Genomic DNA, 20677 nt, shown 5'->3' on the forward strand with positions numbered 1-20677 from the left:
GCACCCCGGGCAGTAGGTTTGAAACCATTCAAGAAAGCGCTTTCCCTTGCAATGGCCGGGGTTTATTCTGCGCGCCACAAACCAGCGGGAACGGACAACATGACGGACAGTACCCTCATCAGGTGGATCGACGGCGAAGCACCGGCAGGGACCAGCAGCGGAACCACTTGGGGGATGCCCTTCCCCCGCGGCACCGTCCACGGACCGGACGCGTTGACAGTGACGGACGCCGGCGGTGCCCGCGTTCCCAGCCAGGCCTGGCCCCTGGCCACCTGGCCTGACGGTTCGCTGAAGTGGGCCGGGATCGCGCTTCCGGCAACGGATTCGCCGTCGGCCAGCTACCAGGTGAGGCACGACGCCGGCGCCGCACCTTCGGAAGGCGACGCGCCGCCGTCGGGCGTTCAGGAAGGCCAGGGCGCTCCGGAAGCCCTGGGCGGCGCCCGCGTCAGCGTCACCGAAAGCCCCGACGCGCTCACCGTGGACACCGGCGCCCTGCAGATGGTGATCAGCCGCAGCGGCTCCACGCTCTTCACCAGCCTCACGCGCGACGGCCGGACCGTGGCACGCGACGCACGCCTGGTGAGCCTTCTCCAGGACGGCATCCCGGAAGAGGCGGGCACCGCCAGCCGCCGGCAGTTCACCGGCGAGGTCACCGCCGTGGAGCTTGAACAGGACGGGCCGGTGCGCGCCGTGGTCCGGCTGGAAGGCCGCCACCGCCAGGACAACGCCGGCAGCGAGGGACGCAGCTGGCTGCCGTTCGTGGTCCGTTTCTATTTCTACGCCAACGCCCGCAGCGTGCGGATGGTGCATTCCTTTATCTGGGACGGCGACGCGTACAGCGACTTCCTGGCCGGCCTGGGCGTCCGCTTCACCGTGCCGCTGGAAGCCGAGCTGCACAACAGGCACATCCGGATCGCCGGGGCCGACGGCGGCTTCCTCACCGAGGCGGTCCGCGGGCTCACCGGCCTGCGCCGGGATCCGGGTGCGGACGTGCGCGCCACCCAGATCGCCGGACGCGCCACCCCCTCCCCGGACACCTGGAACCCCGAAGTCTCCGAACGCCTGCACCTGATCCCTTCCTGGGGCGACTACACGCTGACCCAGCTCAGCGCGGACGGCTTCGAGCTGCGCAAACGGACAGCACCGGGCCACGGCTGGGTGGGCATCTCCGGCGGGACCCGCTCGGCAGGTTTCTGCACCCTGAGCGATACGCGCGGCGGTTTGGGCATCGGCATCAAGGACTTCTGGCAGTCCCACCCCGGCCAGCTGGACATCCGCGGCGCCGCCGGAAACGACGCCACAGTAACAGCCTGGCTCTACTCCCCCGAGGCCCAGCCCATGGACCTGCGGTTCTACCACGACGGCCTGGGCCAGGACACGTTCGAAGAACAGCTCGAAGGCCTGGAAATCACGTACGAGGACTACGAACCAGGCTTCGGGAACCCCACCGGGATAGCCCGCACACATGAGTTAACTCTGTTCGCTTACGACGCCACTCCGTCCACCGAAAGCCTCGCCGCCGACGCCGCTGCGGCTTCCTCACCGGCGCTGCTTCAGGCCACCCCGGAGTACCTGCACTCGGTGGGTGTGTTCGGCGACTGGGATCCGGTGGACCGGGGCACCCCCGCGCGGGCACAGCTCGAGGACCACCTCGACTTCCTCTTCGATTTCTACGCCGGCCAGGTGGAACAGCGGCGCTGGTACGGGTTCTGGAACTTCGGCGACGTAATGCACACCTACGACTTCGACCGGCACGTGTGGCGGTACGACGTGGGCGGCTACGCCTGGGACAACTCGGAACTCTCCCCCGACCTCTGGCTCTGGTACTCCTACCTGCGCTCCGGCCGGGCGGACATCTTCCGCTTCGCCGAGGCCATGACCCGGCACACCGGCGAGGTGGACGTCTACCACTTGGGCCCGTGGAAGGGCCTGGGGTCCCGGCACAACGTGCAGCACTGGGGCTGCAGCGCCAAGCAGCTGCGCATCAGCACGCCGGCCTACCGCCGTTTCTACTACTACCTCACGGCGGACGAGCGCACCGGGGACCTGCTGACCGAGCTGGTGGACAGCGACCAGAACTTCCTGGGCCTGGACCCCGTCCGCAAGGTCCGCCCGGACGCAGACACCTACCGGCCCAACCGCGGCGCCCTGGGCGTGGGGCTGGGCACGGACTGGGGCTCGCTCGCCGCCACCTGGCTCACCGACTGGGAGCGCACCGGCAACCCCCGCTCCCGCGACCGGCTGCTGGGAACCATGGCCGATATTGGCGCCCTCAAATACGGCTTCCTCACCGGCGAAGCGCTGTACGACCTTGACAAGGGACGCTTCGATACCGGCCGGGAGATGATCTCCGTATCCCATCTCAGCGCCGTGTTCGGCCTGGTGGAAATCTGCAGCGAGCTGGTGGACCTGGTGGATGATCCGGAGTTCGAGCGGGCCTGGCTGCAGTACTGCCGGCTGTTCCTGGGTACCAAAGAAGAGCAGGTGGCGGAGGTGGGTGAGCCGCTGTCCGGCATCTACCTCACCCAGGCGCACAGCCGTTTGAGCGCTTATGCGGCGGCGCGTTTGCAGGATCGTGACCTGGCAGCCCGCGCCTGGGAGAGCTTCAGCGAGGGCGGCGAGCACCTGAACCACGAATCCGCGTTCACGCTGCGGACCATCGAGCCGCCCCATGTGCTCCTGCCGGTGGACGAAGCACCCACGGTTTCCACCAACGACACCGCGCAGTTCGGCTTGGCCGTCATCCAGAACCTGGCTCTGATCGGCCAGCACCTGCGCTGATACGCGATCCCTCGAACCAACCCGCGACGGCGGCGCCCGGACCTTTCATGCAAGGCCGCGCGCCGCCGTCGTCCGTCTACCTCACGCCGCCCTTCAAAGGCCCTCCAAATAACGCCCACATAACGGCCTTTTCGTGCCGCCAGATGTTACCCAGTCGAGGCCCGGAGCGTGTTTACACCGCCTTTCAGGGCGCCATAGGGTGCTTCACCTAAACAAGGTTCAGGAGGACCTTGGGAAGGGAAACGAGCACCATGAAAAGCAAATTTGCCGCCGTGGTCCTGGCTGCCGCGAGCTTGGCTGCGGCCCTGCTGATGGGCAGCCCCATGGCGGCCAACGCAGCGGACAAGCCGCTGATCGGCCTTACCTTCGACGACGGCCCGTCAGTCCAGCGCACGGCCTTCGTCCTCGACGTCCTCAAACAGAAGGGGGTCAAGGCCACCTTCTTCCTCCAGGGCAACCATGCACAGCAGTACCCCGACCTCGTCCGCCGGATCAAGGCCGAGGGGCACGTGATCGGCAACCACTCGTGGGATCACGCCAACTTCCCGGAACTGAGCCAGACCAGGCAGCGGCAGGAGGTTGACCGCACCAACGCCGCGATTTCGGCCATTACCGGCGCAACGCCCAAGCTGATGCGCTTCCCGTTCGGCAACAGCACGTCCTACTCGCTGAACTACATCAGGAGCATCGGCATGAGCGGCGGAATCCAGTGGCGCTGGCATGTGGGCCAGCCCGGCGATTTCGAATGCCCTGGTGCGGCCGGCGTGCAGAAGTACGTCCTGGATGAAGCGGCACCCGGTGCGATCATCCTGCTTCACGACGGCAACGATGTCCTGTCCTGCCCCGCGTCGCAGTGGTCCTACCTGGCCCGGACCATCGACGCTTTGCGGGCACGGGGTTACGACTTTGGCGTGGTGGCACCCTCCGCGACCGCCAACCCGCTGAACGAGGGGTCGTACGGGGTGGTGGTGGCACCCTGACAGAAGCCGCCGCCTGACCCTGGCGCCGCCGCCGTCCGCTTCTCCTGGCACTCCGCCGCCCAAAATCAGGGGTGGAAACCTGCTCCTCCGAAAGGTAACTTGGTAAGCATGCTGATGATTTCTACAGATCCATCGGCTTCCGGTAACAGAGCAAAGGAGACGTTATGAGCACGAAGGTGGAAAAGCGCATTCTGGTGAACGTTCCGGTGAGCACGGCCTACAACCAGTGGACCCAGTTCGAGGAGTTCCCGCACTTCATGGGCGGCGTCAAGAGCGTCACCCAACTCAGTGACGACCGGCTGGAATGGGTGGCCGAGATCGGCGGCATCCGCCGGCAGTGGGAGGCCAAGATCCTTGAGCAGGTGCCGGACCGCAAGGTTTCCTGGGCCGCCACGGAGGGCGCAACCAACGCCGGAGCCGTCGAATTCGAGGATGTGGGCGGCGGCCAGACCTCCCTCCGGCTGACGCTCGAGTACGAACCCGAAGGCGTGGTGGAGAAGATCGGCGACAAGCTGCATGTTGTGGACCGCCAGGCCGAGTCCGACCTGCAGAAGTTCAAGGAATTCATCGAGGACGAGCGTTACGCGAGCGGAGCCTGGCGCGGCAGCGTCAACCCCGGCGCATCGATGGGTACGCCCGGCGTTGAGCACGCCGGCACCTCCCGCGGTGACTCCGGCAAGGCAGGCGTCTCAGGCAAGGTGGCAGCCGGCGTCGGCGTAGCCGCAGTGGCCGGCGCTGCAGCGGCCATGGCTGCCAGCGGCAACAAGGACACCGCGGTGGGCGCCGACGAAACGGTCACCCCCGTGGCTCCCGGCGAACCCGTCACCGTCACGCCGATTCCCACGGACACGACCACCGACACCACCGGCAGCGGCGCAGGGGTGACAGGCAGCGGCGGCGCAGGGGTCAATGGCAGCGGCGCTGGCGTAACAGGCACGACGGCGGCAGCCGGCTCCACCGGCACGGTCGCCGACGGATCGGTCGCCGACCTCGGCGATGACAGGATCGGCCACCCGTTCGACCAGACCAACGGCCTGGTGGACACCGCGGGAGAATCCGACGAAACGCGAGAAGGCGAAGAATTCAGCGCCGGCGAACGCCGCGAGGATGAGCGCCGCCCCGACGGTGGCCTGCCCCCGGTAGGCGGCAACCTCGGCCAGCACTGACCGACGCCGCGCCCCGGCTGACGGCCCGCCCAAGGCGGGTGCCGTCGTCGTACGCCGCACTTAGAAACAGAAGCACCGCCCGCCTCTTCCCGAGGCGGGCGGTGCTTTGCTGTCCAGCGGTGTTTGCTACTTCGTCTTGCCTGCGTAGAAGACGGACGGCGCGGCCGGCGTCTCCATGCCCTCGCCGATGAAGAAGCTCGGGTGCGGCGGCTGGTTGTAGCCCACGGTCTCGCGTGCCACTCCGGTCCGGTACATCGGATCGTGCATCAGCGTGCGGAGCCGGACCTCGGTGGGCGAGGTGCTGGTGTAGATCCGCAGTTCGGTGCTGTCGGTGGACGGGAAGACCAGTTCCTCGCGCCAGTCGCCCAGCAGGTCGGCCTGGAGCGACGGGTTGCCCTTGGTGTGGTTGTTGGTGCGGGCGCCGGTGGCGGTCAGCAACCGGTCGCTGGTTTCGGTCTCCCAGTTCCACTTGGAGATGGTGGGTACGCCCATGCCTGCTTCGGCGTCGAACTCGTGGTCCACGATTTCGCGCAGCAGGTCGCCGTCCCACCAGGCCATGAAGTTGGCGGCCGGAATCTTGTCCGAGATCCGCTCGCCCTTGGCGGACTTCAGGAAGCCGACCGGCGAATTCCAGGCAGCGTCGCCGCCCACGGCCCAGCTTTCGGAGCCGGGGAACCGGGGATCGATGTCGCCTGTGGCGCCGCGGCCGGTGTCCTTGATGGCCGGGATGCTCCACAGCACTTCGCCGGTGGCGGCATCGCGGAAGGTGGCACCGCGGTTGCCGCTCTGGCTCATGCTCTCGTGTACCGCGAAGGTTTCCAGGCCGGGCCGTGACGGGTCCAGGTCGCCGGTGTGGATGGCGTCGCCGTGGCCCAGCTTGGTGTTGTAGAGGGGCTTGCCGTCGTCGTCAATGGTCATGGAACCGAAGACGAACTCGTCCTTGCCGTCCTGGTCCACGTCCGCCACGGACAGGTTGTGGTTGCCCTGGCCCTTGTATTCGGCGCCGGCGATGTCCGAGTCGAAGGTCCAGCGTTTTACCAGCTTGCCGTCCACCAGGTCATAGGTGACCAGGACGGTGCGGGTGTAGTAGCCGCGGCTGAACATCAGGGACGGCTTTTCGCCGTCGAGGTAGGCGACGCCGGCCAGAAACCGGTCCACGCGGTTGCCGTAGCCGTCGCCCCAGGCCGAGACGTTGCCGCGCGGAGGGTCGTAGGGAACGGTGTCCATGATGGTGCCCGTTGCGCCGTTGAAGACCGTCAGGAACTCCGGGCCGGACAGGACGTAGCCGGCGCTGTTGCGGTAGTCCGCCGTGGCGTCGCCGATGACGGTACCTGCGGCGTCTGTGGTGCCGTCTGCTGTCTTGAACGACACCTCGGCCTTGCCGTCGCCGTCGAAGTCGTAGGCCAGCATCTGGGTGTAGTGCGCGCCGGCGCGGATGTTCTTGCCCAGGTCGATGCGCCAGAGCTTGGTGCCGTCCATCTTGTAGGCATCGACGTAGACGTTGCCCGTGAAGCCGGACTTGGAGTTGTCCTGGGCGTTGGACGGGTTCCAGAGCTGGATGATCTCGTAGGTGCCGTCGCCGTCCAGGTCTGCCACCGTGGAGTCGTTGGCGCTGTAGGTGTAGGGCTTGCCGTCCTTGCTGACGCCGTCCGCCGGCTTGTCCAGCTTGATGGCCAGGTAGTTCTGCGCCAGCGGGGTGAACTCGGCGCTGAGCTTGTCCTGCCCGTTGCCGTTGCCCACGGTCTTGATGACGTACTTGGACTGGGCCGTTCCGTCGGGGTCAACGAAGGTGGTGGTATCCCGGATGGGCTCCTTGGTGATCTGCTTGCCGTCACGCAGCACCTGGAAGCCCACGCTGTCCTTGTCCAGGCCGAGCATGCGCCAGCCCAGGGTGACGCCCTGGTCCGTCAGCACGGCCACGGGCGCGCGGTCCAGGTTCTCCACCTGGCGCTTGAGGGCCGGCTTTGCGGCCTGGCCCGGCGCTGTGGACTGATCTGCCTGGGCCAGCGGAACTCCGGTAAAGGCGAGTGCCGCGGCAGTGAGGGACGCCGCCGCTGCGGCCAGTGGTGCTGCTTTCCAGGCCCTGCCGGCCCGGGATTTGGGGGAACACTGCGAGTGGTAAACCAAAAGAACATCTCCTTTGATGCGGCGGCAGCTGAGTCTGCCGCTCAACAGTTTGGAACGTTTCAACCGTGCGGAAGCGCACCGCTTTGTAGGGGTGGGCTGGGGTCCGCGTCGGATGGAAAACGCTTTCTGCCCTTCTGGTTTATCAAGGGATGACAAAGCTGGTCAAGGGTTTGACCGTTAATGATTGGGAGAAATTGTTCCGTTACGTTCCTTCTCCCCCGAGACGCGCGCTCACTTTTGGCGGCTATTCCCCACACGCCCGCTCACTTTCGGCGGCTTTCACGGCAACGCCCGCTCACTTTCGGCGGCTTTCACGGCAACGCCCGCTCACTGTTGGCGGCTTTCACGGAAACGCCCGCTCACCTCTGCTCCAGATGGAGGAAGGTGAGCGGGCGTTTCACAAATCTGCCGCACCGTGTGGGCGTCGCGGGCCCCGCCGCAGACGGGCGGGCACCGGGCGCCTACCGGATGCCGCGGAGTTTCACGCCGGCAGCGAGTGCAACGAGGCTGATGATGGCCACTACGGCCAGGTAGTAGCCCGGCGCCACGGCCTGCCCCGTCTGCTGCACCAGGAACGCGGCAATCATTGGCGTGAATCCGCCGAAGGCCACCACGGCCGTGTTGTAGCTGAAGGACAACCCTGTTGCGCGGGTCCTGACGTCGAAGGAATCCGACATGACGGAGGGCAGCGCGCCGAAATAGGCCGCCTTGAGCAGGCCAAGAATGGTCATCACCAGTGCCAGCACCAGGAAGGACTTCGCGCTGATGACCCACATGAAGAGAGGTACGACGGCGAGCAGCAGGACCACCACGGTGGGCACCATGATGTTGAGCCGGCCGTACTTGTCCGAGAGGTGCCCCACCACCGGTGTTCCGAAGGTCAGGATGACGCCGGTAATGATCAGCGAGGTGAACGAGATACCCGGCTCGAGCCCCAGTTCCTTGATGGCGAAGGTTGGCATGTACTGCAGGATGAAGTTGAGCGCCGTTGATACCGCCAGCGCACCACCGGCCAGCAGTATTCCCGTCTTCTGCGTGGCGAACACGTCCCGGATGGGGGAATGCTTCTGCTCCGCAGCGCCCCGCTGGACGGGCACTTCCTTCATCTCCCTGCGGATCAGGAATCCGGCCGGTCCCACCAGCAATCCGAAGAGGAAGGGAATCCGCCAGCCCCATTCGGTCATCTGCGCATCGGTCAGGACCGTTGTCAGGACGGCGACAAAGATCGCTGCGATCAGGCTTCCCAGCCCCTGGCTGGCGAACTGGAAGCTGCCCAGGAAGCCTTTGCGTTTGCCGTTCTGGGCGATGAGGTAGGCGGTGGCGGCGCCGAACTCGCCACCGGCGGAGAAGCCCTGGATTAGCCGCGCCAGGACAATGCCGATGGGGGCCAGGATCCCGATGGTGCCGTAGTTCGGCATGAAGGCCAGCAACGCGGTGCCCAGGACCATCAGCCGGATGGTGACAGTCAGGCCTTTCTTCAGCCCATGGCGGTCCGCGAACGAGCCCAGCACCAGTCCGCCCAAAGGACGGATGAGGTAGGAGACGCCGAACACGGCAAACGCCTGGATAAGTTCGACGCCGGGATCACTGCTGGGGAAGAAGTTCCGGCCGATGTAGATGGCCAGCAGGGCGTAGATGGCAATGTCGAACCATTCGAGGGCGTTACCGATGGTGGCGGCAACGATCCCCCGGGTGGCCGCCCGGGAATCGGGCGCTGCGACCGGCGCATCGTCGGCAGCGCGGGCCGTGGGCTGGTTCTTTTGCTGGGGCATGGTCATGGAAACTCCAGGGTTCAGGATACGGAGCTGACGGTCAGGGAGGGCTGGTCCGCGCCGGTGGACGCGGGGCTGTGTGAATTGGCGAGGTCGAAGAACAGGCCGCTGGCGATCTGCAGGCCTTCCCGGGCCACCTCCACCAGGAGGTGTTCGTCCGGGGCATGCTGCTGGCACCCCGGGTGGGAGTGCGGGATCCAGAGGGTTGGAAGGCCCAGGGCATCTGCGAAGACGTAGCTGGGAAGCGAGCCGCCGATGTTGGGCAGGACGGTGGCCTCGCGGCCGGTGCTTGCTGCCAGTGAGTTTGCGGCCCAGGCCACCCAGGGATTGTCCGGATCGATGCGGCTGGCGGCGAACGAGGTGCCCATCTTTAGCTCCACCATGCCGAAACCCGCCGAGTCCAGGTGCTTGCGGATGGCCGCTTCAAGGTTGTCCACGTCCGTGCCCGGCACGAACCGCAACTGCAGTGCGGCCCGCGCGGTCCCGGGAATGGCGTTGACGGGCTTGTCCGGGTTGCCCGCCCCCAGTGCCAGTACCTCGAGGGTGTTCCAGGCGTAGAGGCGCTCGGCCGGGCTGAGGGTCCGGTCTCCCCAGGCCGGGTCCGTCCGGGGGTCGCCGGGATTCGGCAGCAGGTCCAGTACGTCCAGCGCAGCGGCGACGGAGTCCGGGATACCGGCCGGAAGCAGTTCGGGCAGCTGGATGGTGCCGTGCCCGTCAACCAGGGACGCGACGGCGGCTGCCACCGTGGTGGCCGGGTTCCGCAGGAGCCCGCCCCAGTTTCCTGAGTGGTACGAGCCGGCGCGCAGATCGGCAATCAGTTCGAAGCTGACGCCGCCGCGTGCACCCAGGAAGACCGTGGGGCTTTCGGCGGCGAGGCGGGGGCCGTCGGAGCCGATAAAGACGTCGGCCCGGAGCAGGTCGTGGTGTTCGGCCGCAAAGTCGGCGAGGTCCGGGGAACCGATCTCCTCCGCCCCTTCCAGCAGGAACACCAGGTTGAAGCCGAGGCGGCCCTGCTGTTCGAGCAGCAGCCGGAGCGAGACGATGTTGATCCAGTGCTGGCCTTTATTGTCGGCGGCGCCGCGGCCGTACCAGCGGTCACCCTCGTCGCTGAGCGCCCAGGGGCTGCGGCCCGCACTCCACTCTCCGGCCTGGCCGTCGGTGACATCGGCGTGGCCGTAGCAAAGAACGGTGGGCAACTCTGGATCCTCGTGCCGGGTGGCCACCAGGAAGGAGTTGGCGCCGCCCCGCCAGGCGTCGAACCGGTTTACGGTGCAGCCCATCTCGCGGAACGCGGGCTCAACAACATCATCAAGGTATGACTTCAGTGCAACGCGTCCCTGCGGGCTGAAACTTTCCGTCGGGTAGGAGACCAGCCGGGCCAAATCCTCCCGGAAGCGGCCGGAGTCCACAAACTCCGCTGCTGTGGCCAATAGTCCCGTGCGTTCCTGCATTCGGTTGTTCCTTTGCTCGTATGGCGTGAGTCCAAAGTTAGGTGCCCCGGGAGCAAACAACCAGTATCGTTTTGTCGATGAGCGTTGACTTGAATGCAAACCTCTGGGTCGGACCGCGAGGATGAACATGCTGACTCCGGCGCTGCTGTACTTCGACGCCGTTGCGCAGGAAGGCACGCTCACCGAGGCCGCAACAAAGCTGCACGTGTCCGCGTCCGCCATCAGCCGCCAGATCAACAAGCTGGAAACCTCGCTGGGCATGCCGCTGTTCCACCGGCATGCCCGGGGCGTGGAACTGACGGAGGCGGGAAGGCTCCTGCTGGCTTACGTGCGGCGGGCAGAGGCGGAAGGTGCCGCGGTCCGGGAGGAACTGCTGGTCTCCATGCAGCGGAAGACGAGGACCTTGCGGGTGGCCTGCGCGGAAGGCTTCGCCAGGGTGTGGGTCCCCTCGGCGATCGCCGGCCTCAGCCGCCAGCATGACGACGTCGAGTTCCATCTCGACGTCGTCTCCTCCTCCGAAGGGACCCGCCGCGTGGCGGAGGGCGAGGCCGACGTCGCCGTGGTGTTCTCGCTGGGCCCGCAGTCGAAGGTGACCGTGGAACACTCCACGCCAACCCCTGTGGCCTTCGCGCTGGTGTCCCCGGACCACCCGCTCGCCGCGCAGCAGACCACCACCCTGAAGGACCTGTGCCGCTACAAGCTGGCGGTCACGGCGCCCGGTTCAAGCCAGCGGGAGTTGTTCGACCTCGCCATGCAGATCGAGGGCCTCACCCCGTCGATCACGCTGCAGTCGGACCACATCAACCCGGTGATCCAGTTTGCCCGGTCCGGCGTTGGCGTTTCGCTGGTGGGCGGCCTCTCCCTGGACCGGCGGGACCGCGAGGAACTGGTGGCGGTTCATCTGGACCATCCGGTGTTGCGGCAACGGCACGGGCAGATCCAGACCATGACCGGCCGTGCCCAGCCCGCCATCCTCACCGCGTTCGTGGATGCGCTCATCGACGCTCTGGAGCTGCTCGCCTGACCACGGCACCAGTGAGCGCGCGTCGGCGAAATAGCCGCCACAAGTGAGCGCGCGTCGGAGGGGGGCTACTTGGGGTGGGCCACCGCTTCGAGGAGGGGCAGCGTCCGGGTGGGCATGACCTCCACCAGGGACATTGCCGTGCTGGTGCGTACGACGCCGGCGATCGCCAGCATCGCGTTGGTCACCCGGTGCAGGTCGGCCGGGTCCTTCGCCGCCACTTTCGCGAGCAGGTCCGCGTCGCCGGTGGTGGCGTGCATCTCGATGATTTCCGGAACCGTCCGCAGCGCCGCCGTGGCTTCGTCGCTGGCGGACTGGCTGATGGAGATCGAGATGAACGCGATCAGCGGCAACCCCAGGGCCTCGGTGCGGACCCGCTGGCTGAACGGCGCCAGGCTGCCGTCGTTCACCAGCCGCCGCAACCTCGCGTGGACGGTATTGCGGGCCACGCCCAGCGACCGGGACAGCGAAAGGACTGTGGCCTGCGGGTCCCGGTCGAGTGTGAGGAGGATCTCTGCGTCAAGAGCGTCGATGCGGTGCATAGTGAGCATTTTGCCACCAACCGGCGCCATAACGGCGGTTTCTGTCCTGCCGGAATCGGCTGTGTTGCGCAAACGCCCGAATTTGCCCCACGATGCTGGCATGACCAGCACCCTTCCCGAAGCGGCCGCTCCCGCGCTCCGCGCCGCCGTCGCACAGCTTCCCGCGTACGTTGCCGGCAAGAGCGCCGAGTCCGAACTGACCGCCGCCCTGGCCTCCAACGAGAGCCACTTCGCTCCGCTGCCCTCCGTCGTCGACGTCGTGGCGGCCGAGGCCTCCCGAATGCACCGGTACCCGAATATGGGCGTGGTGGATGCACGTGAGGCAATCGCCGGGCACGTGGGCGTCACCGCGGATGAAATCGCCGCGGGCCCCGGCAGTTCCGGCGTGCTGCAGCAGATCATTTCCGCCGTGTGCGATGCCGGTGATGAAGTGGTCTTCGCGTGGCGTTCCTTCGAGGCCTACCCTATCCTGGTCACGGTGGCCGGCGCCCGGCCGGTGCCGGTCCCGCTGCTGGACACCGAGCACCACGATCTCCCCGCCATGGCTGCGGCCATCACGGACCGCACCCGCCTGGTGATCCTCTGCTCGCCCAACAACCCCACCGGGGTGTCCATCGAAGCGGACCAACTGGAGGAGTTCCTGCAGGCAGTGCCGCCGCACGTCCTGGTGGTGCTGGACGAGGCGTATGTCGAATACCAGCGCGGCACCGGCCTGGACTCGCTGGCGTTCTACCGCCGGTACCCAAACCTGTGCATCCTGCGCACCTTCTCCAAGGCCTACGGACTGGCGGGGCTGCGGATCGGCTACGCCATTGCCCGCCCGTCAGTGGCGGACGGCCTGCGCCGCACGGCCATCCCGTTCGGAGTGAACCGGATGGCCCAGGCCGCCGCCATTGCTTCCCTGGCAGCCACGGACGAGCTTGCCGCCCGCACCGACGCCGTGGCGGAAGAACGCACCCGCGTGATCGAAAGCCTCCGGGAGTCCGGCTGGGACGTCCCGGACAGCCAGGCCAATTTCTACTGGCTCCGCACCTCCGACGAATTGCGCGGGCAGCTCCTGGACGCGCTGTCCGCGGCCGACATCCTGGCCCGCGGCTATGCCGGCGACGGTGTTCGGATCAGCCTCGCGGACCGGGCAACGAACGATCGCGTGCTCGCTGTCCTCGCCCACCGGGAACGGTTCGGCGCCCAGTGAACACCTCAACCCTTCGCACGCCAACGCCGGCGGCCCCGGCCCCGGCTGACGCAACGCCCCAGCAAGGCATGACGACGGCGGGACCCGCCGTGCCGCCGTCGGCCGTCCGCCATTCAGTGGTGGAGGACGTCCTGGGCATCCTGACGGGAACGTTCGCCGCGTCGCTTGGCCTGTTCCTACTCAAATCCAGCGAGGCCGTGACCGGCGGTACCGCGGGGCTGGCCCTGCTGCTCAGTTACACCGTTCCATTGCCGTTCGGAGTCATTTTCACGGCGGTCAACCTGCCGTTCTTCGGCCTCGCCATCTGGAAGAAGGGCTGGAATTTCGCCCTCCGCACCGGGGCGGCCATTGCGCTGGTCTCGGTGATGGCCAGCCTGCATCCGTGGGCTTTCGGGTCCCTGGAGCTGGACCCTGCCTACGGCGTTGCAGCCGGGAACCTGCTGGCCGGCGTGGGACTGCTGATCCTGTTCCGGCACAAGTCCAGCCTGGGCGGCTTCAACATCCTGGCGCTGCTGCTGCAGGACAAGCTGAAATGGCGGGCCGGGTATGTGCAGATGGTGCTGGACGTGGCCATCGTGCTGGCGGCGCTGGCCCTCGTGTCCCCGCTGATGGTGCTCCTCTCCGCCGCCGGCGCCACCCTGCTGAACCTCATCCTGGCGCTGAATCACCGGCCGGGGCGGTACCTGGGAAAGTAGCTGCTTCCCCGCCGTTTTATTCCCGAAGGTTGCCTGAAATAACTTTGTGGGTGCCGCTGTTGCCGCCGATATGACAACAATCGGAATCATCGGTGCAGGACACATTGGAAGCCAGGTTGCCCGGAAGGCGGTGGAGCTGGGCTACGACGTAGTCATCAGCAACTCGCGCGGACCGGAAACCCTCACGGACCTCGTGGCAGAGCTTGGCCCGAAGGCACGGGCCGCCACCGCAGCTGAGGCCGCCGCAGCAGGCGACTTCGCCGTGGTCACGGTGCCACTGAAGAACTACAAGGACGTTCCGGCGGAGCCGCTGGCAGGCAAGATCGTCATCGATACCAACAACTACTACTGGGAGCGCGACGGCCGCGTCCCGGCGCTGGACAACGGTGAAGCCACCACCTCCGGCCTGCTGCAGGAACACCTGCCCCAGTCAAAGGTGGCCAAGGGCTTCAACCACATCATGGCCAAGGACATCACCACGGACGGCACCCCGGCAGGCACGGACAACCGCCGCGCCCTGGCCACCGCCAGCGACTACCCGGAGGCCGCCGAACTGGTCACGAACCTGTACAACGAATTCGGCTTCGATACCGTCAATGCCGGTCCGCTGGAGGAAAGCTGGCGGGTTGAGCGCGACCGGCCCGCCTACGTGAAGCGGCAGAACGCCGCCGAACTCAAGGACAACCTGGCGAAGGCACCCCGCACCGTCTAAGCACTATCTGGCCCGTGCTGGCCCCAGCTGGCTGGCAGCAGCCGTCGCAAAACCCGGTTTTAGCGACGGTTTGCTGCCAGCCAGGGCCTTGTCAGTCCTCGTCCTGATCGTGGCTGCTGTCCTGATCCTGGCTGCGGGCAGGGACCAGCACCACTTCATACTGCGTGGGTGGCGGCATCTTGTTGAACTTCGCGTTGACCGCGGCGAGCGTATCGCCGAACCTGGCGACGGTGGTGGGGACGTCAAAGTTCTTGCTGGTGATCTCTTCCTTGAGCTTGCCGGATGAGAGATCGCCGGACAGCTTGATGCGGGCGATCTTGTTCTGCTGGTTCTGGACGGCCCACAGGGTGCGGCCCTTCACCAGGATGCCGTCAACGTAGGGCAGTGCCGGAGTGTCGATCTTCGCGGTGTCGCCGGTCCCGGGATCCACGGTGTAGACGGCCTCGTTGAAGGTATGGGCAACGATCAGGACTTTCCCGCCCTTGGCCGACGCAATGCCGTTGAGGCCGAACTGGTTTGCCGGATCAGACAGGGCGAGCGACGGATCATTGAGGGTCCTCGTCTCCATCTTTCCCAGCTTTCCTGAGCGGCTGACGGGGACGAAATACAGCTCCGGGCGCTTGGAGTTGGTGAACCACGCGCCGTCTTTGGTGACGGTGACGTCGTTGATGAAGCCCGGCGCCAGGTCAACGGCGCCGGCGTCCTTGCCGGTCTTCGCGTTATAGACGAAGGCCTTGCCGGTACCGCCGCCCGCTACGAAGAGCAGGTTGGTGCGCTCGTCATACTTGAGTCCCACAGCCATCCGGGGGTTTGAGTCGAAGGTGGAGACATCGATGAAACGCTCAGCTTTCCCGTCACGGATGTCGCCTTTGAAAATGTCACCGGTCATCAGCTCGCCGGCATAGAAAGTAGTCCCGCGGCCCTCGGCAATGCCCTCGGCGGAATTGGCGCCGTCGAGCACTATGACGTCGCGGAAAGGCGTCGAGGCCGAGGCGGGGACGGCGGATGGCGCAAGCAGCGCGAAGAGGGCGATGAGTCCTGCGGCGGTGCGGCGATGTGCTGTTCGGCGCATGCTGGATCCTTAGTTGGCGGGTGATGCGCGGGGCCAACCTGCGGCAGCTCCGCACGATGGTCTAGTAATTTTAAGCGCCCGCGGCATGCCCGCCAAGGCATCGAAGCCCCCATTCTGCTTACAATCGAACCCTCAATCGACTACTGAGGGATCCATGAAGAAACTCGCCACAGTCCTGTTCGCCGCAGGCCTCCTTGCCTCCGCCACGGCCTGCTCCGCTTCCCACCAGCTTTCCACCACCGAAACCTGCGAGCGTATTCAGTCCGTTGTCTCGAACCCCGCCAACGGTGCCGGCAAGACGGGCATGAACCGCCTGGCCAACCAGATCCGCCCCATCCACGCGGTCGCCTCGGATGACCTCAAGCCCGCGCTGCAGTCCATCCTGGAGTACACGGATGAGCAGGCGAAGGAAACCCCGGACGAGGCCAAGCTGGCCGAACTCCAGTCCGGTTACGAGCAGGCGAGCGGCACCTACAGCCGCTTCTGCAGCTAACCAGCGCGGCGGTTAACTACGCGGCGGATCCGGCCGCCTACAACGTGGCCGGATCCGTGTTGGCCCCGCACAGGAGCACGGCCACGCGTTCGCCCGGTCCCGGCACATATGCGCCGGACAGCAGGGCGGCGTAGGCAGCCGCGGCACCGTGCTCCACCACGATGCGGTAGCCGTTCCAGAGCGCGCTCCGGGCGGCGACGATGTCCGCATCCGTCACCAGGACGCTTTCGACGCCGGTGCGGACCGCCACCGCGAAGCCGATGGCACCAACGCTGCGGGCACCCAGCGAGTCCGCCGCGACACCGGAAACGGCAACGTCCACCGGGATCCCCGCACGCAGCGCAGCATGCAGGGTGGGTGCGCCTTCCGGTTCCACTGCCACCACTTTGGCGCGCCCTTCCACGGCCGCGGCAATGCCGGCCATCAGTCCCCCACCGCCCACGGCCACCAGGACCGTGTCCACACCGGGCACCTGGTCCAGCAGTTCCAATCCCACCGTTCCCGCGCCTGCAGCGATCTCCGGCTGGTCATAGGCGTGGCAGTACACAGCGCCGGTCTCGGCAGCATGCGCCACCGCTGCCTCGTAAGCCACTGCGTATTCCGCACCGCCCTGCACGACGACGGCACCGATGTCCCTGAGCTTCGCGACCTTGACGGCGGGGGCCGCTTCGGGGACGAAGACCGTCGCAGGCACGCCGAGCCGGGCGGCCGCGTAGGCGTTTGCCAGGCCGGCATTGCCTCCGGAAGCCACCACGATGCCCGCCGGGGTCAGCTCCCCGCGTTCCTGGCTGGCCAGTATCCGGTTCAGGGCACCGCGTGCCTTGAAAGTTCCGGTGTGCTGCAGGAATTCGCACTTGAACCAGACCGGGCCCGGGTACTGGCCGCGGTCTGCCTCCAGCACGGGCGTCAGCCGGGTGAGGCCGGCAGTCCGCTGGGCGGCCTCGTCCACATCTGTACGGCTGATCATCCTAGACGTCGTCGTCCCAGGTTCCGGGATCCTTCAGCGCTTCCTCAGGCTTGCGCTCCTGCCCGCCGTCCGCAGGGGCCGCGGCCTCGCTGCCGGCAGCCTCGCCGCTTCCCACGTACGACGCCGGCACGGTCCCGGCAGCGTGGGCCTGCTGCTCTTCCCGGATGTTGGCGGCGTGGGGCTGCTCCGGGTGCTGGCCGCTTTGCGGGGCCTCGGTGACCTGTTCCGCGTTGTCCCGGGCTTCGTCCGGGTCGCCGGGTCCACGGAGGTCCGCGGTGTTGCGGGGCTCATCGTTCGGTGTGCTCATGATCCTGCCTTCCGTTGTTGCTGGCTGGTCCTGCGGGCGGTTCCGGGGAAGCACGCCGCGAGTTCCAGCCTACTTTCTGCCGCGCTTCCTGTGAGTTCGGCCTCAACCGGGACGTTGGCCGGCCGGCCGGCGTTGTAGGAGATGGCGGAAGGAGGCCACATGATCATCGTTCTCACCGGCATCGACGGTTCGGGCAAGTCGACGGCGGCCCGCGCCCTGGTGCAGGCTGTCCGGGCACGCGGCGGCAAGGCAATGCTGCTGAGCAACCATGCGGGCCGGCGCACCATGTCAGTCCTGGCCGCCCGGATGGGCGTGCAATTGCCGCCCCGGGCCACGGATGCCGTCGAAACACTCCTGCGGGTCTCCAACGTGCTGGTGTCCCACCTGCGGGCCCAATGCTTCGATGGCGTGGTGGTCATGGACCGCCACCTCCACTGCCAGCTTGCCCTGCGCACCACCAAGGGACTGCCGCGCGGGCGCTTCCTGCCCTGGCTTCTCGCGGCACTTCCCCGGCCTGCCGCCGTCGTACACCTGGACCTGGAGCCGGCCGAAGCGCACCGCCGGATCGCAGCGAGGGGGACCGATTCCGAAACCCTTGCGGACCTGTCCGCTTTCCGGGATGCCTACGCAGGGCTGCCGGAATTTGGCAGCTTCGTCCAGGTGGATGCTTCGCTTCCCGCCGCTGAACTGGCACAACGCGTGCTGCAGGCTGTGGCCACGCTTCAGGGCGGTCCAGGCGACTCAGGGAAGGACGCAGCAGTCACAAACCGAATTTAGGCATTTCGCATTGTGGAAATGGATTTTCCCCTTGCGGAATAGATGTGACCGGGGTTACTTTTGCCTTAAGCCCCGGGCGTCCCCGGGCTGTTCCCGAATCGAAGAGGCAAAGGTCAATGAAGATCCCCAACCCTGAGGCACTGAAGGCGAGTTCGGTGCCCGCGAAGAGGAAGCCGCTGTACAAGTCGCTCTTCTTCCAGATTCTGATCGCCGTCGTGGCAGGTGTCCTCATAGGGCATTTCTGGCCGGACCTCGGATCACAGCTGAGGCCGCTCGGAGATGGCTTCATCAAACTCATCAAGATGATCATCGCGCCGCTGATCTTCCTGGTGATCGTCACCGGCATTTCGGCCGTAGGCGACGTTAAGGCGGTTGGAAGGGTTGGGGTCAAGGCCCTGGTCTATTTCACGGCGGCCACCCTGTTCGCGCTCCTGTTCGGCCTGGTCGTGGGAAACCTGGTCCAGCCCGGCGCGGGACTGAACATTGACCCGGCAACCCTGTCGCAGGCTGACCTGAACGCCAAAACCGGCTCTGCCGCCCCCAAGGACGCAGCATCCTTCATCCTGGATGTCATCCCCGCCAGCGTGATCGGGGCCTTCGCCAGCAACAGCCTCCTGCAGGTCCTGTTCTTCTCGGTGTTCTTCGGCGCAGCCATTGTGGTTATCGGCCGGGAACGGTGCATGCCGGTCATCAGCCTGATGGAAACCATCCTCGAACTGATCTTCAAGATCATGTCCTGGATCATGAAGGTGGCACCCATCGGTGCCTTCGGCGCCATGGCCTTCATCATCGGCCAGTACGGCCTCAGCACGCTCAGCACCTACGCCGTCCTGATCGCCGCCTGCTACGGAGCCGCCGTGGTGTTCATCGGCCTGCTCTTCGTGGTCGCCTGGATCACCGCCCGCGTGCCGCTGTGGCAGTTCCTCAAGTACACCCGGGAGGAATTCCTCCTGGCCCTGGGCACCGCTTCCACCGAGGCCGTCATGCCCCGGATCATGACCAAACTGACCAACGCCGGCTGCTCCCGTGCCACCACCGGCCTGGTGGTACCCACCGGATACTCCTTCAACCTCGACGGCGCAGCCATCTACCTCTCGATTTCCCTGCTCTTCCTGGCGCAGGCCTTCGGCCACAACCTGGACCTCGGCCAGCAGCTTGCCGCACTGGGCGTCCTGCTGCTCACGTCCAAGGGCATGGCGGGCGTCCCGGGCTCGTCCTTCCTGGCGCTCTCCGCCACGGCCGCCGCGCTGGGGATCTTCCCGGTGGCCGGCGTGGCGCTCCTGCTCGGTGCGGACCGGCTGATGGACTCCATGCGCGTGGTGGTCAACCTGCTGGGCAACTGCGTAGCCACCTTCGTGGTCTCCAAGTGGGAAGGCCAGTTTGACCGCAGCGTCATGGTCCGGGCCTTCAAGGGCGAAATCACCAACCACGACTCCGCGGTGATGCTCGGCAAGGAAGAAGACTTCCAGGACCAGGAACTGCAGCGGATCAGCGAGGGCCAGGCCCCGTCACCCAAGTTCCGCGGCGGCCCCAACCCCGGCGACATTCCGCGGTTCCAGATGAGCAAGTCAACCCGTGCCGGCACGGACAGCAGCCCGGACTGAGCATTGCCAACCCGGCCGCTCTCTCAGCGGCCACCCCATTGCGCACGAAACAGGCGGGCAGGACCACCAGGGCCTGCCCGCCTGCTGTCATGCGCGCATCGTCCCGTCGCGCTATAGCGCCACCGGATGCCGCCACGCGCCGCTGGCTTTCCCCTGGTGCCCCAGGCTCCGGGAGATGGCGAGGGCCGAGGCACGCACCAGCGGCACCATTTCATGCGCCTGGGTGGCGGCATCGGGCACCACGATGGACAGCGCCGCCACAACGTCGCCGCCGGCGCCCCGGATGGGTGCCGCCACGGATACCGTCTGCGACGGATGGGTACGCCTCACGACGGCGGCGCCCGCCTGCTTGACCTCGGCCAGCAGGGCACGCAGGTCCTTGGCGGGGACCCTGCCCGGTCCGACGTCCTGCGCTTCCGGCTGCGCCAGCAGTTCTGCCTGCACGTCCGGGGCGGCGTAGGCCAGGAGGACCTGCCCGACGGCGGTGGTGGACAGGGGCATCCGGCCACCTACCCTGTACGCGACTTCGGTGGCGGTGCGCGAGGAGAGCCTGTCGATCAGGACAGCCTCATGGCCTTCGCGAACGGCAAGAAGGACGTGGTGGCGGGTCACTTCGTAAAGATCCTCGAGGTAGGGCAGGGCGATCTGCCGGACGCCGTGGCCGCGGGGCGACAGCGACGCAATCTCCCACAGCCGCACTCCCACCACGTAGCGCCCGTCCTCCAGCTTTTCCAGCGCTCCCCATTCCGTCAGGTGGCGCACCATGCGCAGTGCGGTGGCGGGCGCCAGGTCCGCGAGGCGGGACAGCTCGGACAGGTTGAGGGCCCTCCGCTGTTCGGTGAACTGGGCCAGCAGGCTGAGCGCGCGGACCACCACGGGCTGCCCGGGAACCCCCGGCACGGCCCCCGCCGCATTGCGTGCTCCCACCACGTGGCCTCCCCTCACCTTTGATTGACGCCCTTACCTTCTTCGAGGCTCTACTTTGTGGCCCGTGACACAAAGTGCATTTTCACTC

General features: G+C 66.7%; 18 protein-coding genes. 10 read left to right on the plus strand and 8 right to left on the minus strand.

The window, feature by feature from the left end; translation table 11 throughout:
- Positions 1–99 precede the first annotated feature (99 nt).
- The 3 genes from BLT71_RS18975 (at position 100) to BLT71_RS18985 (ending at position 4927) form a co-directional block, all read left to right on the plus strand.
- Positions 100–2781: an exo-rhamnogalacturonan lyase family protein gene (locus tag BLT71_RS18975; RefSeq protein WP_091724193.1), complete on the plus strand. Its 2682-nt coding sequence runs from the start codon at positions 100–102 to the stop codon at positions 2779–2781.
- Between the two features lie 251 nt (positions 2782–3032).
- The gene (locus tag BLT71_RS18980) at positions 3033–3761 is read left to right on the plus strand and encodes a polysaccharide deacetylase family protein (protein ID WP_091723338.1); all 729 of its coding nucleotides are present in this window, start codon (positions 3033–3035) and stop codon (positions 3759–3761) included.
- Between the two features lie 164 nt (positions 3762–3925).
- A complete protein-coding gene (locus BLT71_RS18985; protein WP_091723339.1) occupies positions 3926–4927 on the plus strand; it encodes an SRPBCC family protein in 1002 nt (333 codons plus the stop codon).
- A 126-nt stretch (positions 4928–5053) separates the two neighbouring features.
- On the opposite strand, the gene BLT71_RS18990 is transcribed toward BLT71_RS18985, so the two are convergent.
- The 3 genes from BLT71_RS18990 to BLT71_RS19000 all read right to left on the minus strand — a co-directional run bounded on the left by BLT71_RS18990 (position 5054) and on the right by BLT71_RS19000 (position 10277).
- Complete coding sequence (locus tag BLT71_RS18990) at positions 5054–7054, minus strand: rhamnogalacturonan lyase (RefSeq protein ID WP_091723341.1); 2001 nt, start codon at positions 7052–7054, stop codon at positions 5054–5056.
- A gap of 461 nt (positions 7055–7515) precedes the next feature.
- Entirely contained in the window at positions 7516–8832 is a 1317-nt protein-coding gene (locus BLT71_RS18995; protein ID WP_091723343.1) for an MFS transporter, read from the minus strand.
- Positions 8833–8846: 14 nt separating this feature from the next.
- Positions 8847–10277, minus strand: coding sequence for a M20 family metallopeptidase (locus BLT71_RS19000; protein ID WP_091723345.1), 1431 nt, complete (start codon positions 10275–10277; stop codon positions 8847–8849).
- 127 nt (positions 10278–10404) lie between these two features.
- Between BLT71_RS19000 and BLT71_RS19005 the strand changes: the two genes are divergently transcribed.
- Positions 10405–11301, plus strand: a complete 897-nt coding sequence (locus BLT71_RS19005) for a LysR family transcriptional regulator (RefSeq protein ID WP_172830011.1) — start codon at positions 10405–10407, stop codon at positions 11299–11301.
- 65 nt (positions 11302–11366) lie between these two features.
- Here BLT71_RS19005 and BLT71_RS19010 read toward each other — a convergent pair whose 3' ends face one another.
- Positions 11367–11849 carry an Lrp/AsnC family transcriptional regulator gene (locus BLT71_RS19010; protein ID WP_091724195.1) on the minus strand — a complete coding sequence of 161 codons (483 nt, stop codon included), beginning with the start codon at positions 11847–11849 and terminating at the stop codon, positions 11367–11369.
- A gap of 91 nt (positions 11850–11940) precedes the next feature.
- On the opposite strand from BLT71_RS19010, the gene hisC reads away from it, so the two are divergent.
- The 3 genes from hisC (at position 11941) to BLT71_RS19025 (ending at position 14442) form a co-directional block, all read left to right on the plus strand.
- On the plus strand, positions 11941–13035 hold the full coding sequence (hisC, locus tag BLT71_RS19015; protein WP_091723349.1) for a histidinol-phosphate transaminase: 1095 nt from the start codon (positions 11941–11943) through the stop codon (positions 13033–13035).
- A 68-nt stretch (positions 13036–13103) separates the two neighbouring features.
- Positions 13104–13730, plus strand: a complete 627-nt coding sequence (locus BLT71_RS19020) for a YitT family protein (RefSeq protein WP_172830071.1) — start codon at positions 13104–13106, stop codon at positions 13728–13730.
- 70 nt (positions 13731–13800) lie between these two features.
- Positions 13801–14442 carry an NADPH-dependent F420 reductase gene (locus BLT71_RS19025; RefSeq protein ID WP_091724198.1) on the plus strand — a complete coding sequence of 214 codons (642 nt, stop codon included), beginning with the start codon at positions 13801–13803 and terminating at the stop codon, positions 14440–14442.
- Between the two features lie 91 nt (positions 14443–14533).
- Here BLT71_RS19025 and BLT71_RS19030 read toward each other — a convergent pair whose 3' ends face one another.
- Complete coding sequence (locus BLT71_RS19030; RefSeq protein WP_091723352.1) at positions 14534–15514, minus strand: NHL repeat-containing protein; 981 nt, start codon at positions 15512–15514, stop codon at positions 14534–14536.
- 154 nt (positions 15515–15668) lie between these two features.
- Between BLT71_RS19030 and BLT71_RS19035 the strand changes: the two genes are divergently transcribed.
- Positions 15669–16007: a hypothetical protein gene (locus BLT71_RS19035; RefSeq protein ID WP_045731153.1), complete on the plus strand. Its 339-nt coding sequence runs from the start codon at positions 15669–15671 to the stop codon at positions 16005–16007.
- 37 nt (positions 16008–16044) lie between these two features.
- On the opposite strand, the gene BLT71_RS19040 is transcribed toward BLT71_RS19035, so the two are convergent.
- Positions 16045–16974 (minus strand): threonine/serine dehydratase, encoded by a 930-nt coding sequence (locus BLT71_RS19040; protein ID WP_091723354.1) that lies wholly within the window; start codon positions 16972–16974, stop codon positions 16045–16047.
- A gap of 1 nt (position 16975) precedes the next feature.
- Positions 16976–17281, minus strand: coding sequence for a hypothetical protein (locus tag BLT71_RS19045; RefSeq protein WP_091724200.1), 306 nt, complete (start codon positions 17279–17281; stop codon positions 16976–16978).
- Positions 17282–17440: 159 nt separating this feature from the next.
- On the opposite strand from BLT71_RS19045, the gene BLT71_RS19050 reads away from it, so the two are divergent.
- Both BLT71_RS19050 and BLT71_RS19055 read left to right on the plus strand, forming a co-directional pair.
- A complete protein-coding gene (locus tag BLT71_RS19050; protein WP_091723355.1) occupies positions 17441–18058 on the plus strand; it encodes a nucleoside/nucleotide kinase family protein in 618 nt (205 codons plus the stop codon).
- A 116-nt stretch (positions 18059–18174) separates the two neighbouring features.
- Positions 18175–19662, plus strand: coding sequence for a cation:dicarboxylate symporter family transporter (locus BLT71_RS19055; protein ID WP_091723357.1), 1488 nt, complete (start codon positions 18175–18177; stop codon positions 19660–19662).
- Between the two features lie 111 nt (positions 19663–19773).
- On the opposite strand, the gene BLT71_RS19060 is transcribed toward BLT71_RS19055, so the two are convergent.
- Positions 19774–20592 carry an IclR family transcriptional regulator gene (locus BLT71_RS19060; RefSeq protein ID WP_091723359.1) on the minus strand — a complete coding sequence of 273 codons (819 nt, stop codon included), beginning with the start codon at positions 20590–20592 and terminating at the stop codon, positions 19774–19776.
- Between the last annotated feature and the right edge of the window lie 85 nt (positions 20593–20677).

The organism is Pseudarthrobacter equi, assembly GCF_900105535.1.
GTDB lineage: Bacteria > Actinomycetota > Actinomycetes > Actinomycetales > Micrococcaceae > Arthrobacter > Arthrobacter equi.